This window comes from Deinococcus malanensis, assembly GCF_014647655.1.
GTDB lineage: Bacteria > Deinococcota > Deinococci > Deinococcales > Deinococcaceae > Deinococcus > Deinococcus malanensis.
In genome coordinates, this window is sequence record NZ_BMPP01000007.1 from 1 (window position 1) to 14,853 (window position 14,853).

Below are 14,853 nucleotides of genomic sequence, written 5' to 3' on the forward strand. Positions count from 1 at the left end.
TCGACCTGATCAAGCCCATCGCCATGGAAGAAGGTCTGCGCTTCGCCATCCGCGAAGGTGGCCGTACCGTCGGCGCCGGCGTCGTCTCCAAGGTCCTGGAGTAAAAACCCACGTTTCAAGGGGAGGCCATCATGGCCTCCCTTTGTGCTGCCCTGGAAGTACCATCAGCCATGGCGAAACAGCTTCCGGCACTGTCCGATCATCTACGCAAGTTCATCGAACAGCAGCACATTTTCTTTGTCGGGACTGCGGCGCCAGAAGGACGCGTCAACGTCTCCCCCAAAGGTATGGACAGCCTGCGGGTGCTCACGCCCAATCAGCTGGCGTGGCTGAACGTGACCGGGAGCGGCAACGAAACAGCGGCCCATCTGCTGCGCTCGTCCCGCATGACCCTGATGTTCTGCTCGTTTGATGGTCCGCCACTGATTCTGCGTCTGTACGGTCGGGCCCGGATGGTCGAGCCGGGCAGTGAGGCCTGGCCGGCGCTGGTCTTCCTCTTTCCCCCGCTGCCCGGCGCACGCCAGATCTATGTCCTGGATATAGACCTTGTACAGACCTCCTGCGGCATGGCTGTTCCTTACATGGCGTACCAGACCGACCGGGAGGACCTGAACGGCGTGCACCGCCGGATGAGCCAGGACCAGATCACCGAGTACTGGCAACGCAAAAATACTCGTAGCATCGACGGATTCCCTACCGGTATGGCTACTGCAGTGGACACCTGAGGTCCAGGTGCCTATAATCGGAATGTTGCCCGCCAGAAGGCGGGCTTTTACCAGCGAAGGATCGTGCCGCAAAGGCGGACGCTGGGAGCAGGATTCCGCCCTGAGGCGGCCTGCGAAAGGAGCATCACATGGCTAAGGACGGCCCCCGCATCATCGTGAAAATGGAAAGCACCGCAGGCACGGGCTTCTACTACACCACCACCAAAAACCGCCGCAACACGCAGGCCAAGATGGAACTGCGCAAGTACGACCCCGTGGCCAAGAAGCACGTGGTCTTCAAAGAGAAGAAGGTCTGATTTCAGGCCAACGTGCTGCCCCCTGAGGGGCAGTGTGGCCCTGGCATCCAATCTCTCCTTCTCTTGATCCAGGTGACTTCATGAACTTGATTCAGTACTTCCGGGATTCCCGCGCGGAACTCTCGCGCGTGTCTTGGCCCAGCCGGCAGCAGGTGCTGGATGGCACGCAGGCCGTGCTGATCTTCGTCGTGGCCCTGACGCTGATCGTTTTCGCGCTGGACCTGATCTTCAGCAACCTGATCAAGGTGGTGCTGGCATGAGTATCGAATGGTATGCCGTGCACACGTACGTGGGTCAGGAAGACCGCGTGGAACAGCACCTGATGGAACGTGCCGGCAAGCTTGGCATGCGCGGCACCAAGATCTTTCAGGTGCTTCAGCCCACTGAGCAAGCGGTGGAACTGCGCGACGGCGGCAAAAAGGAAACCGTTCAGCGCAAGCTGTTTCCCGGATACGTCTTTGTGCAGATGGACGTCGAAGACGACGACGCGCCCGGCGAGCTGGGCGAGTCGTGGGAAGTGGTGCGCGGGACCAGCGGTGTCACCGGCTTTGTTGGCACAGCCACCCGTCCTGTTCCCCTGTCCACCCAGGAAGTCGACCGCCTGCTGGCTTCGGTTGGTGTAGCCACCCAGGCTCCGGTGGAAGAAGCTCCACGCGTGAAAATCGACCTCAAGGCCGGCGATATGGTGCGCGTCACCAGTGGTCCGTTTGCCGATTTCAGCGGCGTGGTCAGTGAGGTCAATCTGCCGCAGGCAAAGGTCAAGGTGCTGGTCAGCATCTTTGGCCGCGAAACGCCCGTGGAGCTGGACTTCTCGCAAGTCAGCAAGTAATTGCCTGCTGGTTCCTGCCCCGGGTTGTTACCTCTTGGCAAAGGGCCGGGCAGGCAGTACAGTAGAAAAGTTGCCGCTGCGACATGTGTCATGTCGTGATCGGAACTTAGCGTCAGCACCCCGCTCCGTACCCTGTGTACCGAGTTCCGGGGGAGCTAAGGAGGAAATGCATGAAGAAAGTAACCGGGATTGTCAAACTGCAACTCCCCGCCGGGAAGGCCACACCGGCCCCGCCCGTTGGTCCTGCGCTCGGTCAGTACGGCGCGAACATCATGGAGTTCACCAAGGCGTTCAACGCCCAGACCGCCGATAAGGGTGATGCGATTATTCCTGTGGAGATCACCATCTTCGCGGACCGCTCCTTTACCTTCATCACCAAGACGCCTCCCATGAGCTACCTGATCCGCAAGGCCGCTGGCCTTTCGAAGGGCAGCGCCACGCCGAACAAGGCCAAAGTGGGCAAGCTGAACTGGGACCAGGTTCTGGAAATCGCCCGGACCAAAATGCCTGACCTGAACGCCGGCAGTGTGGAAGCCGCCGCCAACACCGTGGCGGGCACTGCGCGCAGCATGGGCGTCACCATCGAGGGGGCCCCCAATGCCTAAGCACGGCAAGCGCTACCGCGCACTGATTGACAAAGTCGACCGTAACAAGCAGTACACCATTGACGAAGCCGCCGCTCTGGTCAAGGACCTCGCCACCGCGAAGTTCGACGAGACCGTGGAAGTGCACTTCCGTCTGGGCATCGACCCCCGCAAGAGCGACCAGAACGTCCGTGGGACCGTTGCGCTGCCTCACGGCACCGGCCGCACTGTGCGCGTGGCTGTGATCACTAAGGGTGACAACGTTACTGCCGCCGAAGCAGCTGGCGCTGATGTGGTCGGCAGCGACGAGCTGATCGAGCGCATCGCCGGCGGCTTCATGGAGTTCGACGCCGTGGTGGCTACCCCCGACATGATGGCGGCCGTGGGCCAGAAGCTCGCGCGTCTGCTCGGGCCCCGTGGCCTCCTGCCCAACCCCAAGAGCGGCACCGTCGGCCCCGACGTGACCGGCATGGTTCGTGGTCTCAAGGCTGGCCGCATTGAATTCCGTAATGACAAGACCGGCGTCGTTCACGCCCCTATCGGCAAGGCCAGCTTTGATCCCAGCAACCTGAGCGCCAACTACGGCGCGCTGATCAGTGCGCTGGAAGCTGCCAAGCCCGGCAATGCCAAGGGTGTGTTTCTGCGCAGCGCATACCTGACCACCACCATGGGTCCCAGCATTCCGCTGACCCTGAGTGGCGGCGCGCTGGCCTAAGGGCCTTCGGGGTCCGGGAAAGACAACCGTTCCCGGACCCACTTAACATCAGCACCCCGGTGCACCTCGCACCTTCTCAATAGGCCCCAATTCCGGCACCCAAGACAGCGGGGACCCTTGCCAGGTTTAAACATCCCGCCGAGTTGTCAGGCTGCGAACGTGCACCTGGACTTGTCCACCAGCAAAGGAGGTTCACTGCATGGCGAACGAAAAGAACCAGCAGACCCTCAGCGCCCTCACGGGCAGCCTTCAGGGCATTGAGACGTTTTACGTCGTCAATTACCAGGGCCTGACCGCCGGCCAGCTGAGCGAACTGCGCAAGAGCATCCGCGAGAAGGGTGGGCAGCTGATTGTTGCCAAGAACACCCTGATCAACCTCGCCCTTCAGGAAGGTGGCCGTGACTTCGGCGACGCCCTGAAAGGCCCCAGCGCCCTCGTGCTGGCCCAGGAGGACCCCGCCGGGGTCGCCAAGGCCCTGAGCGACGCGGCCAAGGGCAACGACAAAGGCATTCCTGCTATCAAGGGCGGCTTTGTCGAAGGCAACAAGGTCGACGTGAAAGTCGTCGAGCGCCTGGCCAGCCTGGGCAGCAAGCAGAGCCTGCAGGCCGAACTGGTCGGCGTGCTCAGCGCGCACCTCAGCAACTTCGTCGGAGTTCTCGAAGCGTACCGCGAGAAGCTTGAAGGCGAGAGCGCCTAATCCAAAGCACTGTCTGGCGCGCCCCAGGTGCGCCACCCACAAATTCAATTTCGGAGGAAACAATCATGGCTTACGACAAACAGGCTCTTATCGACCAGCTCGGCCAGCTCACCATCATGGAACTCGCGGACCTCATTGACGGTCTGAAGGACACCTGGGGCGTGACCGCTGCTGTCGCTGCCGGCCCCGCCGCTGCCGCCGCTGCTCCCGTTGAAGAGAAGACCGAGTTCGACGTCGTTCTGGTTGACGCCGGTGCCAGCAAGATCAACGTCATTAAGGAAATCCGCGCCATCACCGGCCTGGGCCTGAAAGAAGCCAAGGACATGAGCGAGAAGGGCGGCGTCCTGAAGGAAGGCATCAGCAAGGACGATGCCGAGAAGATCAAGGCCCAGCTCGAAGGCGCTGGAGCCAAGGTCGAGCTGAAGTAAGCCAGCCCCGGCTCCCTGAAGCCGACGGCCTGCTTTTTCACTACACCGGAGTGCACCCCTGACCTGAACAGTCAGGGGCTTTTTTAATGCCCGGGGTACAGCTCCCCTAGTAAAGCGGCAGGGACACCGAACAGCCTGTCTTTTGGTCTCAGTAAAGGCTTACTGAGAAGACTCTGGGAAGGCGTCTGCTGCTAGCCGCTGCGTATGCTGCCGGATATCTTCAGGCCAGGAGTTCAAGATGGTCTTGAATTTCGGCTCGTCACCTGCGTAGAGAGCTCGGCTGGCCTCCTCCGCTCCAGGGAGGTCGCCGGCCATGACCATCAGGAAACGGTCGGCCCGTGTACGTGAGAGCCTCATCCGTTCAGCGGCTGGGGCGGCCCTGCGCGCCTCGTCGACCAGACGGCGCAGGGCCGCCGACACTCCGGCAGGCTGGCTTTCAAGCCATTCCCAGTGACGGGGGAGCAGGGTGACTTCCCTTGCCACAACGCCCAGTCTGGGACGTCCTGGGCCTGGCCGGGCTGGAAGGGGCGCCTCACGCTCAAGCATCTCCGCCAGCGAACCGTGCAGGCTGAGATCCACGCTGCGTCCTGTCTGGTCACTGAAAACCAGCAGGGAGGCATGAGGATCAGGGGACAGCTTCCAGAGCTGGGTCAGCAGTTCCCGCAGAGAGCCATTGCCCACCCGACGGTTACCACGAAATGCTGTGTAGGTCTCGTTTTCGTCCATGCCTGATATTACCCGGGGCAAAATGATTCTGGCAATATCACCCGGATAATACAAATGGCTGAGAAGAGATCCGCACTACTTCAGGTCACGGCGCAGGCCTGCGGCCAGCTGAAACCACTCCCGCTCCTGGCGACGGTAGAACGCCGTCGCGCGCTGTTCAGTCCGGGCCAGTCCATCGAGCACAGGCCGGGCCTCCTCTACCCTGCCCTGCCGGACCAGATACGCTGCGTAGCGGGCACGAGGTTCCTCGGTGGTGGCGCCCTGAATGGCTTGTTGATAGGTCTCAGCAGTTTCCGGTTTGCCCTGGGCCTCCTGCGCCCGGGCCAGCAGGGTCAAACTGCGGGTGCGGGTGGCCGCGCTGGTCCGCAGGTCTACCCGGTTCAGCTTGGCCTCCGCGTCGGCCGCCTGACCGCGCTGAAGGTCCAGTTCTGCGCTGGTCAGCAGCACCACCGGGTCGTCGGCATAGATACCCCGCAGCAGAGGGTCAAGCACGTTCTGAGCCTCTGCCTGGCGCCCGGCACGGGAGAGCAGGGCAGCCAGGTCGGCCCTGTTCTGCAGGGTGTCGCTTTCGTCCAGCCGCGCCTGCGCTTCCCGGATCCGAGTGTCGAGCGGCTTGATAGCCTCGACGCCGCGCTGCACCGCGACACCTGCCGCGCGCCGGCTGCCACGGAGGCCGGGCAGGAACTCCATGAAGAAGTACAGCAGGGTGGCCAGAAAGCCGCCAAACATCAGGTTGATCCCCAGAAAGACGATCCACAGTACGCCGCGCCGGGTCGCGACCGCGTGAATCAGACAGATGATGTTCAGGACGTAGAACAGCGTGAATAGCCACGGCGCCTGCGCGAAGATGGACCCAGGAGTCATGCCCTGAGAGTACGTGAAGACAGATGGGGAGCACCTGTCGTGTCCAGCGTGTGTACTCTGCTATGCTCCACTCCAGCATTCAGCGACCTGCACCGCCAGCCGCGTTTGACGGGCCACGCCTTTCAGATGTAGACTGGTCTGTGGCCGACCATGATGGGTTGGGCAGGAGTTCCTTGCAGGAAGCTGGACTTCACAACTGAGTCTGAACAAGCGGAACGCGACCGGAGAGGTTGCGTTCCCAGCCGCGTCTTTTTCAGCCCCGGAGAGACGCGAGTGCATGTAGGGAGCACGCAAGCGAGGTGTGCATGAGTTTCAACGGTATCGAACCCCGCATTGAGCGTTTCGGTGACATCAAGGAAGTCATCCCGCTCCCCAATCTGACCGAAGTACAGGTGAACTCCTTCCGGGCGTTCCTGCAGGCTGACCGCGCCCCGGACCGCCGTGAAGACGCCGGACTCCAGAGTGCCTTCAAAGAAGTCTTCCCGATTGACGAAACCGAGAAGGGGCGCTCGACCGGTCTGGTGCTCGACTACCTGGAGTACCGCTTGGGCGATCCGCCCTACAGCCCCGAAGAGTGCCGCGAGAAGGATCTGACCTATCAGGCCCCCATGTACGCCAAGCTCCAGCTGATCCACAAGGACAGCGGTCTGATCAAGGAAGACCAGGTGTTCCTGGGCGACCTGCCGCTGATGACCGAGGATGGCTCCTTCGTGATCAACGGTGCCGACCGCGTGGTGATTTCTCAGATCCACCGCAGCCCCGGCGTGTACTTCACGAGCTCCTACAAGGGCATCAAGAAGATGTACACCGGCGCGATCATCCCCATGCCCAAGCGCGGCCCCTGGATCGAACTGGAGTTCGCCGGCGGCGTGCTGGAAATGAAAGTCAACAAGCGCAAGTTCCCCGTGGCGCTGCTGCTGCGTGTGCTGGGCTACGACGACGCCCAATTGCGCGCCCTGTTCACCGAGTTCGAGCCCGACGTGGAACTGCCCGAGGACAAGAGCGCCGGCATGGGCGCCGACGAGGCGCTCCTGCGCCTGTTCACGGTGCTGCGTCCCGGTGATCCGCCCAAGCGCGACAAGGCGACCCAGTACCTCTACGGCCTGCTGGCCGACCCCCGCCGCTACGACCTGGGCGAGCCCGGCCGCTTCAAGATGAACACCAAGCTGGGCGTCAACCGCCCCGAGCGCACCCTGCTGAAGTTCGAGGACGGCAAATTCAGCGACGCCGGTCTGGTGGACACCATCCGCTACCTGATGGCACTGCAGCAGGGTCTTGAGACCGTGCAGATGGTCGACGAGGACGGTGTGGTGACCGACGTGCCAGTGGGCGAGGACGACATCGACCACCTCGGCAACCGCCGCGTGCGCACCGTGGGCGAGCTGCTCGCCGACCAGCTGCGCGTGGGCATGGGCCGTATGGCGCGTGGCGTGCGCGAGCGCATGCTGCTGGGTAACCCCGACGCCGCGACCCCCACCAAGCTGGTCAACAACCGTCCCATCGTGGCGGCCATGCGTGAGTTCTTCGGCCGCAGCCAGCTCTCACAGTTCAAGGACCAGACCAACCCCCTGTCGGACTTGCGTCACAAGCGCCGTATCTCCGCGCTGGGGCCGGGCGGTCTGACCCGCGAGCGCGCCGGCTTCGACGTGCGTGACGTGCACCGTACCCACTACGGCCGCATCTGCCCAATCGAAACGCCCGAAGGCGCCAACATCGGTCTGATCTCCTCGCTGTCCTCGTACTCCAAGGTCAACGACCTGGGCTTTATCGAGGCGCCCTACCGCCGCGTCGAGAACGGCCGCGTGACCGACGACGTGGTGTACATGACGGCCGACATTGAGGACCGCTACACCATCGCCCAGGCCAACAGCCCGCTGAACGACGACAACACCTTCGCCGACGAGCGTGTGCTGGCCCGCCGCAAGGGTGACCCGCTGTGGTACACCCCCGAAGAAGTGGACTTCATGGACGTGAGTCCGAAGCAGATCGTCTCGATCAACACCTCCCTGATTCCCTTCCTGGAGCACGACGACGCCAACCGCGCGCTGATGGGTTCCAACATGCAGTCGCAGGCCGTGCCGCTGGTGCGCGCCGACAGCCCCGCCGTGGGCACCGGTGTGGAGCGCCGCGTGGTGACCGACTCGGGCACCAGCGTGGTCAGCGACGTGACCGGCCGCGTGACCTACGTGGACGCCCGCGCCATTCAGATCACCCTCAGCGAGGACAGCGCCGAGGCCGGTATGGTCCGGGGCAACGTCCGCACCTTCGAGCTGGTGCGCTTCACCCGCTCCAACCAGGGCACCAATCTCGACCAGGCGCCTATTGTGAACGTGGGTGACGAAGTGGTGGCCGGACAGGTCATCGCCGATGGTCCCGCCTCCGACCTGGGCCGCCTCGCGCTGGGCCAGAACATCACCATCGCGATCATGCCCTTCGACGGCTTCAATTTCGAAGACGCGATCTGCATCAGCGAGGGCCTGGTTCAGAAGGACTTCTACACCAGCGTCCACATCGAAAAAGACGAGATCGACGCGCGCGACACCAAGCTCGGGCCGGAGAAGATCACCCGCGACATCCCGGGCCTCAGCGAAGCCGCGCTGCGCGACCTCGACGAGGACGGCATCGTGCGCGTGGGCGCCGAGGTCAAGCCCGGCGACATCCTGGTCGGCAAGACCAGCTTCAAGGGCGAGTCTGAACCCACCCCCGAAGAGCGTCTGCTGCGCTCGATCTTCGGTGAGAAGGCCCGCGAAGTGAAGGACACCAGCCTGCGCGTCATGTCGGGCCAGGGCGGCATTGTCGTGAAGACCGTGCGCTTCCGCCGCGGCGACGAGGGCGTGGACCTCAAACCCGGTGTGCGTGAAATGGTGCGCGTGTACGTGGCTCAGAAGCGACAGCTGCAGGTGGGCGACAAGGTCGCCAACCGCCACGGGAACAAGGGCGTGGTCTCCAAGATCATGCGCCCCGAGGACATGCCCTACCTGGAAGACGGCACCCCCGTGGACTTGGTGTTCAACCCGCTCGGCGTCCCCAGCCGCATGAACCTGGGCCAGATTCTCGAAACCCACCTCGGTGAAGTGGCCCGCCTGACCGGCCAGAAGTTCGAGACCCCGGTGTTTGACTCGGTTACTGAGGCGACCATCAAGGAAATGCTGGAAGTGGCGGCTGCCGAGAGGCTGCAGGCCCGCAAGGACGAGGGCTTCGAGCTCGACAAGCGCGAGCAGGAAGTGCTGGACCGCGCCGGCAAGCTGGGCGTCATCGACACTCCGGGCAGTGACTACGAGCGCGCCCAGATGCAGTTGGCCCGCACCGGCAAGAGCATCCTGTACGACGGCCGCAGTGGCGAGCCCATCAGTGGGCCTGTGGTCGTGGGCACCATGTACGTCATGAAGCTCTACCACATGGTGGAAGACAAGCTGCACGCCCGCTCCACTGGCCCGTACAGCCTGATTACCCAGCAGCCGCTGGGTGGTAAGGCCCAGAACGGTGGTCAGCGCTTCGGGGAAATGGAAGTGTGGGCGCTTGAGGCTTACGGCGCGGCGCACACCCTGCAGGAAATGCTGACGATCAAGTCCGATGATATCGATGGCCGCGACGCCGCGTACCAGAGCATCGTCAAGGGCGAGGAAGTCTCGGGCAGCACCATCCCCGAAAGCTTCAAGGTGCTGCTCAAGGAGCTGCACTCGCTGGGCCTGGACGTCGAGGTGCTCGACAATGGCGACCGCGCCGTCGACATCTTCGAAGGCATGATGCCCAAGCGCTAAAGCGCTCAGGGGAGGATATTCGCCCTCCCCTGCCCCCGGCTCAGCCCGCTTTGACCCCGACAACAAGCCTCTCTCACAGGAGAAGCCGTGAAAGATTTCAGCAAAGTCCGTATCGCCATTGCCAGCCCGGAGAAAATCCGCGAGTGGAGCTTTGGCGAGGTCGAGAAACCCGAGACCATCAACTACCGCACCCTGAAGCCCGAGCGTGAAGGTCTGTTCGACGAGCGCATCTTCGGGCCGATCAAGGACTACGAGTGCGCCTGCGGCAAGTACAAGCGCCAGCGCTACGAGGGCAAGGTCTGCGAGCGCTGTGGTGTGGAAGTCACCTCCAGCAAGGTGCGCCGCTACCGCATGGGCCACATTGACCTGGCCACGCCCGCCGCGCACATCTGGTACGTCAAGGACACGCCCAGCAAGATCGGCACGCTGCTTGACCTGTCGGCCGGCCAGCTGGAGAAGGTGCTGTATTTCAGCTCCTTCCTGGTTACCCAGCCGCTGAACGCCCAGAAGGACGGCCGCCCACTCAAGCGCGGTGAACTGCTGAGCGACGACGAGTACCGCGAGTTGCGCTACGGGCGTCAGGAAACCTACGCCCTGCCCAGCGGCACCGAAGCCGTGATCCGTGACGGCGAGTACGTCACGCGTGGTCAGATTCTGGGCGGCAACGTCGTGGCCAAGATGGACGGCCTGGCGCAGTACCGTTTCCCCCGCCGCGCCGAGATCGCCTACGCCGAACAGGTCGAGGCCAGCCTGCCTGTGCCGGCCGACGCCCTGGTGCAGCAGGACACCTTCCGCGCCGGTGAGATCCTGGCCGAGCTGGAAGCCGACGTGCAGATCACCGCTCCGGTGGACGGCACCGCCTTCCTGCACGACATGGGCGAGGACAGCGTGATGGTCGAGTTGCGCGAGTCTGTAACCAGCGACAGCGAAGACGAGACCCCCGCCCTGGGTGAAGTGCTCGCGCGGGTGTACATCCCGCACGGCATGAACGTGCAGGTTGCCCACGGCGAGATCGTGGAAGCCGGCGCGGTGCTGGCTGACGCCAGTGCGGGCGACCGCCTGCGCCTGAGCCGCGACAGCCGCCTGTCGGGCGTGACCTTCCCCAAAAAGGGCGACGTGAAGGTCACGGCCCACTGGACCCGCCGCGCCGAGTACCCCATCAACCCCACCATGCACGTGCTGGTTGGGGACGGCTCTGAAGTCCGCAAGGGCCAGAAGGTCGTGGGGGCCATCGACAAGGAAGAGGAGATCATCGCGGAAGCTGACGGTGTGATCACGTTGCACACCCCAGCTAGCATCATCGTCTCCAAAGCCAAGGTCTACCCCTACCAGGACGAGCCTCTGGTGGTCATCGGTGACCGCGTCGAACCCGGCGACGAGCTGGCAGACAGCGGCAATGTCCGCAGCGAGATCAGTGGCCGCATCGAGATCGACCTGGTGCGCAAACAGGTCCGTGTTATCGAGTCCTACGACTTCGAGGCCAAGATGGGCGCCGAAGCTGTCAAGGAACTGCTCGACGAGCTGAACCTCGACGAACTGGCGGCCGAACTGGGCGAGCAGATGAAGGACTCCTCACGCCACAAGCGCGCCAAGGCCCGCAAGCGGCTGGAAGTCACCCGCAGCTTCAAGCGCAGCGGCAACAACCCCAGCTGGATGATCCTCAACACCGTGCCGGTGATGCCACCGGATCTGCGTCCCATGGTGCAGGTGGACGGCGGACGCTTCGCGACCTCGGACCTCAACGACCTGTACCGCCGCCTGATCAACCGCAACAACCGCCTCAAGAAGCTGATGAACCAGGGCGCGCCCGACATGATCATCCGCAACGAGAAGCGCATGCTGCAGGAAGCGGTGGACGCGTTGATCGACAACGGCCGCCGGGGCAGCCCCGTGACCAACCCCGGTTCGGACCGCAGCCTGCGCAGCCTTACCGACCTGCTGGGCGGCAAGCAGGGCCGGTTCCGCCAGAACCTGCTCGGTAAGCGCGTGGACTACTCCGGCCGCTCGGTGATCGTGGTCGGTCCACAGCTCAAGCTGCACCAGTGTGGTGTGCCCAAGCGGATGGCGCTCGAACTCTTCAAGCCGTTCCTGTTCAAGGTGCTCGAAGAGAAGGGCGAAGTCACCAACATCAAGCAGGCCCGCAAGATGCTCGAGCGCTACCGCGACACCCGCGACAGTGTGTGGGACGCTCTGGAAGAAGTGATCGAGGACAAGGTCGTGCTGCTCAACCGCGCGCCCACCCTGCACCGACTGGGCATCCAGGCTTTCGAGCCGGTGCTGGTCGAGGGTCAGTCCATCCAGCTGCACCCGCTGGTCTGTGAAGCCTTCAACGCCGACTTCGACGGCGACCAGATGGCCATTCACGTCCCCCTCTCCGCGCAGGCGCAGGCCGAAGCCCGCATCCAGATGCTGGCCTCGCACAACCTGCTGTCGCCCGCCAACGGTGAGCCGAACGTCAAGCCCAGCCGCGACATCATCCTGGGGATCTTCACCCTGACCCAGCTGCGCAAGGACAACCTGGGCGCCGGCACTGCGTTCACCAGCGAGCAGGACGTGCTGGCCGCGCTGGAAAACGGCACCATCGCCCTGAACAGCGCTGTGACGCTGGGCGGCGAAAGCATCACCCCCGGCCTGATTAAGTACGTCTTCTCCAACCCCGACGAGGCCATCATGGCTGTCGAGCGCGGCGAGATCGACTATCAGGACCATGTGCGCATCCGTCTGAACGGCGTGACCCACAACACCAGCGCCGGCCGCGTGATGTTCCGCCGGATCGTGCAGGAGGCCCTGGGTGCCCAGGCCAACCTGGTCGACACGCTGATGAACCTCGACACCGCCTACGAGAAGGACAACCTCAAGGACATGGTTATGGCCTGCTTCAAGGAGCTGGGCATTGAGGCGACCGCCGGTCTGCTCGACGCGCTGAAATCCAGCGGCTTCAAGCTGTCCACTTCCTCGGGCATCACCATCGGCATCGACGACATCGTCATTCCGCCAAACAAGCCCGAGATCCTGGCGGCGGCCGACGAGAAGCAGCGGTCCATCGAACAGAACTACGAGTTCGGCTTCATGACCGAAGACGAGCGCTACAAGCAGATCGTGCAGCTGTGGAACGACACCACCGACGAGGTCAAGAGCGCGGTGTTCGAGAACTTCAGCCAGAACTACCCCTTCAACCCGCTGTGGATTATGAGCCAGTCGGGTGCCCGTGGTAACCCGCAGCAGGTGCGTCAGCTGGCCGGTATGCGCGGCCTGATGGCCCGCCCGGACGGCAGCACCATCGAGGTGCCGATCCGCGCGAACTTCCGTGAAGGCCTGACCGTGCTGGAGTACTTCATCTCCACCCACGGCGCCCGTAAGGGTGGGGCCGACACCGCGCTGCGTACCGCCGACTCCGGCTACCTGACCCGTAAGCTGGTCGACGTGGCCCACGAAGTCGTCGTGCGCGACGTGGATTGCGGCAGCACCGACTACACGGTGATGGCGCTGGGCGCGACCGACGAGCGCACCGGCGAGTGGCGCACCCGCAAGGGCAGCGAGATCGAGACCAGCATCTACGGCCGGACCCTGACCGCCGATGTGGAGCTCAGTGACGGACGCACCATCCGCGAAGGCGAGATGCTGAGCCTGGAAGATGTCAAGGCCATCACCAAAGACGCCAAGGCGCTGGGAGAAGTCTTTGTCCGCACCCCGCTGAACTGCCGCGTCAAGAGTGGCGTGTGTCAGAAGTGCTACGGCTACGACCTGTCGCAGGCCAAGCCAGTCAGCATGGGTGAAGCCGTGGGCGTTGTGGCAGCCGAGTCCATCGGTGAGCCCGGTACCCAGCTGACCATGCGTACCTTCCACACCGGCGGGATCGCCGGCGGCGGCGACATCACCATGGGTCTGCCCCGCGTGATCGAGCTGTTCGAGGCCCGCAAGCCCAAGGTGCCCGCACTGATCGCCGACACCACCGGCACCATCCACATCACCGAAGAGGAAGAGCGTTACCTCATCAAGGTGGAAGCGGACGACGCGCAGTACAGCGGCAAGCTCCACAAGGTGAGCCGCGCGACCCGCCTGCTGCCCGAGATCAAGGACGGCGCACGCGTGGAAGCTGGTCAGCAGCTGACCCGCGGGGCCGTCAACCCCCACGACCTGCTGGAACACAAGGACAACGAGTCCGCCCAGAAGTACCTGGTGGACGAAGTGCAGCGCGTGTACCGCAGCCAGGGCGTGAAGGTCCACGACAAGCACATCGAGGTTATCATCCGCCAGATGCTGCGCTACGTGGAAATCGTGGACGGCGGCGACACTGACCTGCTTGAAGGCCAGACCGTCGAGCGCTGGGAAGTGGACCAGGCCAACAGCGCCCTGGCTGAAGGCCAGACCCCCTCGAGTTGGAAGCCGGTGCTGCTGGGCATCACCAAGAGCAGCCTGACCACCAAGTCCTGGCTGTCAGCCGCGAGCTTCCAGCACACCACCCACGTGCTGACCGAGGCCAGCATGAAGGGTCAGGTCGACGACCTGATCGGTCTGAAGGAAAACGTCATCCTCGGGAAGCTGATTCCCGCCGGCACCGGCCTGCAGACCGTGCGCGACATGCAGGTTGCTGACGACCGCACGCTGGAGAAGTACGGCGAGGGCAGCACCAGCACCGATTCGGTGACGGGCAACCGCTCCTACGACGACACCCGCCCCGGCGTGGTGAACGACAACGTGACGTATACCAGCTAAAGCCCCCTTCTGTTTCCCTCTGCCTGTGTACAGGCAGAGGGATTTTCTTTGGCTTCTAACGAGTGGCTTTGGTGGCGGTTGATTTGTGTTTCAGGGTGTTTGCCCCACCCCCAACTCCCTACCCCAGAGTGGCAGGGGGAGCTTTTCCGCTGCGCTCGGCAAGAGAGTTGACTGAGGTCGTGGTACTGCTGATCCCGTTCTCCATTCCTGCCTCGACGCCATCCTCCGAGTACGCAGAATGGCCCGCCCGCTTCGCACACGACGGCCCGGGTTGCTACAACGGTAGAGGGGCCAGCCAGCTTGGAGCGAGCGGCAAGGTTACTTTGAACTTGGCTTATGCATAAGCCAAAAAATCTGGGCCTCTTTGATTGGTCAAGTTGGCTTGCCCGTATACAAGCCGGGCAACGGAAGCCGTCGTGCCCGCAGGGCGCGGGCTCTTCCACCGCTGCGGGAAGGGCGACCCGACCCGACGCGCGACGGAGATCAGCCACCCTTACAACGCCCGCCACCTC

The 14,853-nt window shown here is 63.5% G+C and carries 13 protein-coding genes; 11 read left to right on the forward strand and 2 right to left on the reverse strand.

The genetic code is table 11. The features are described from left to right. The 9 genes from IEY49_RS09415 to rplL form a co-directional block, all read left to right on the forward strand. On the forward strand, positions 1–104 hold a 104-nt coding region (locus IEY49_RS09415; RefSeq protein WP_189007335.1), incomplete at its 5' end, for an EF-Tu C-terminal domain-related protein. 66 nt (positions 105–170) lie between these two features. After that, complete coding sequence (locus IEY49_RS09420; protein ID WP_189007338.1) at positions 171–725, forward strand: pyridoxamine 5'-phosphate oxidase family protein; 555 nt, start codon at positions 171–173, stop codon at positions 723–725. Between the two features lie 128 nt (positions 726–853). After that, a complete protein-coding gene (rpmG, locus tag IEY49_RS09425) occupies positions 854–1,021 on the forward strand; it encodes a 50S ribosomal protein L33 (RefSeq protein ID WP_012692576.1) in 168 nt (55 codons plus the stop codon). 80 nt (positions 1,022–1,101) lie between these two features. Continuing rightward, positions 1,102–1,281, forward strand: a complete 180-nt coding sequence (gene secE / locus IEY49_RS09430; RefSeq protein WP_189007344.1) for a preprotein translocase subunit SecE — start codon at positions 1,102–1,104, stop codon at positions 1,279–1,281. Then, positions 1,278–1,850, forward strand: a complete 573-nt coding sequence (gene nusG / locus IEY49_RS09435) for a transcription termination/antitermination protein NusG (protein WP_189007347.1) — start codon at positions 1,278–1,280, stop codon at positions 1,848–1,850. Before secE ends, nusG begins: the two co-directional genes overlap by 4 nt. 170 nt (positions 1,851–2,020) lie before the next feature. After that, the gene (gene rplK, locus IEY49_RS09440; protein WP_189007349.1) at positions 2,021–2,455 is read left to right on the forward strand and encodes a 50S ribosomal protein L11; all 435 of its coding nucleotides are present in this window, start codon (positions 2,021–2,023) and stop codon (positions 2,453–2,455) included. Next, complete coding sequence (rplA, locus tag IEY49_RS09445) at positions 2,448–3,149, forward strand: 50S ribosomal protein L1 (RefSeq protein WP_189007351.1); 702 nt, start codon at positions 2,448–2,450, stop codon at positions 3,147–3,149. The genes rplK and rplA overlap by 8 nt, the downstream gene beginning before the upstream one ends. 199 nt (positions 3,150–3,348) lie before the next feature. Beyond that, on the forward strand, positions 3,349–3,846 hold the full coding sequence (rplJ, locus tag IEY49_RS09450; RefSeq protein ID WP_189007353.1) for a 50S ribosomal protein L10: 498 nt from the start codon (positions 3,349–3,351) through the stop codon (positions 3,844–3,846). A 65-nt stretch (positions 3,847–3,911) separates the two neighbouring features. Then, a complete protein-coding gene (gene rplL / locus IEY49_RS09455) occupies positions 3,912–4,274 on the forward strand; it encodes a 50S ribosomal protein L7/L12 (protein WP_189007355.1) in 363 nt (120 codons plus the stop codon). A gap of 159 nt (positions 4,275–4,433) precedes the next feature. Here the strand turns inward: rplL and IEY49_RS09460 are convergent, their stop codons facing one another. Both IEY49_RS09460 and IEY49_RS09465 read right to left on the reverse strand, forming a co-directional pair. Next, positions 4,434–5,000, reverse strand: a complete 567-nt coding sequence (locus tag IEY49_RS09460; protein ID WP_189007357.1) for a DUF2239 family protein — start codon at positions 4,998–5,000, stop codon at positions 4,434–4,436. Positions 5,001–5,075: 75 nt separating this feature from the next. Continuing rightward, positions 5,076–5,864, reverse strand: a complete 789-nt coding sequence (locus IEY49_RS09465; RefSeq protein WP_189007359.1) for a tetratricopeptide repeat protein — start codon at positions 5,862–5,864, stop codon at positions 5,076–5,078. A 305-nt stretch (positions 5,865–6,169) separates the two neighbouring features. Between IEY49_RS09465 and rpoB the strand changes: the two genes are divergently transcribed. Both rpoB and rpoC read left to right on the forward strand, forming a co-directional pair. Next, positions 6,170–9,625: a DNA-directed RNA polymerase subunit beta gene (gene rpoB, locus IEY49_RS09470; protein ID WP_189007362.1), complete on the forward strand. Its 3,456-nt coding sequence runs from the start codon at positions 6,170–6,172 to the stop codon at positions 9,623–9,625. An 87-nt stretch (positions 9,626–9,712) separates the two neighbouring features. Then, the gene (gene rpoC / locus IEY49_RS09475; RefSeq protein WP_189007365.1) at positions 9,713–14,341 is read left to right on the forward strand and encodes a DNA-directed RNA polymerase subunit beta'; all 4,629 of its coding nucleotides are present in this window, start codon (positions 9,713–9,715) and stop codon (positions 14,339–14,341) included. Positions 14,342–14,853 lie beyond the last annotated feature (512 nt).

What these genes read in the sequence shown, in the direction of transcription:
- IEY49_RS09420 (WP_189007338.1), top strand. Translation starts at nt 171, where the DNA reads ATGGCGAAACAGCTTCCGGCACTGTCCGATCATCTACGCAAGTTCATC.
- rpmG (WP_012692576.1), top strand. Translation starts at nt 854, where the DNA reads ATGGCTAAGGACGGCCCCCGCATCATCGTGAAAATGGAAAGCACCGCA.
- secE (WP_189007344.1), top strand. Translation starts at nt 1,102, where the DNA reads ATGAACTTGATTCAGTACTTCCGGGATTCCCGCGCGGAACTCTCGCGC.
- nusG (WP_189007347.1), top strand. Translation starts at nt 1,278, where the DNA reads ATGAGTATCGAATGGTATGCCGTGCACACGTACGTGGGTCAGGAAGAC.
- rplK (WP_189007349.1), top strand. Translation starts at nt 2,021, where the DNA reads ATGAAGAAAGTAACCGGGATTGTCAAACTGCAACTCCCCGCCGGGAAG.
- rplA (WP_189007351.1), top strand. Translation starts at nt 2,448, where the DNA reads ATGCCTAAGCACGGCAAGCGCTACCGCGCACTGATTGACAAAGTCGAC.
- rplJ (WP_189007353.1), top strand. Translation starts at nt 3,349, where the DNA reads ATGGCGAACGAAAAGAACCAGCAGACCCTCAGCGCCCTCACGGGCAGC.
- rplL (WP_189007355.1), top strand. Translation starts at nt 3,912, where the DNA reads ATGGCTTACGACAAACAGGCTCTTATCGACCAGCTCGGCCAGCTCACC.
- IEY49_RS09460 (WP_189007357.1), bottom strand. Translation starts at nt 5,000, where the DNA reads ATGGACGAAAACGAGACCTACACAGCATTTCGTGGTAACCGTCGGGTG.
- IEY49_RS09465 (WP_189007359.1), bottom strand. Translation starts at nt 5,864, where the DNA reads ATGACTCCTGGGTCCATCTTCGCGCAGGCGCCGTGGCTATTCACGCTG.
- rpoB (WP_189007362.1), top strand. Translation starts at nt 6,170, where the DNA reads ATGAGTTTCAACGGTATCGAACCCCGCATTGAGCGTTTCGGTGACATC.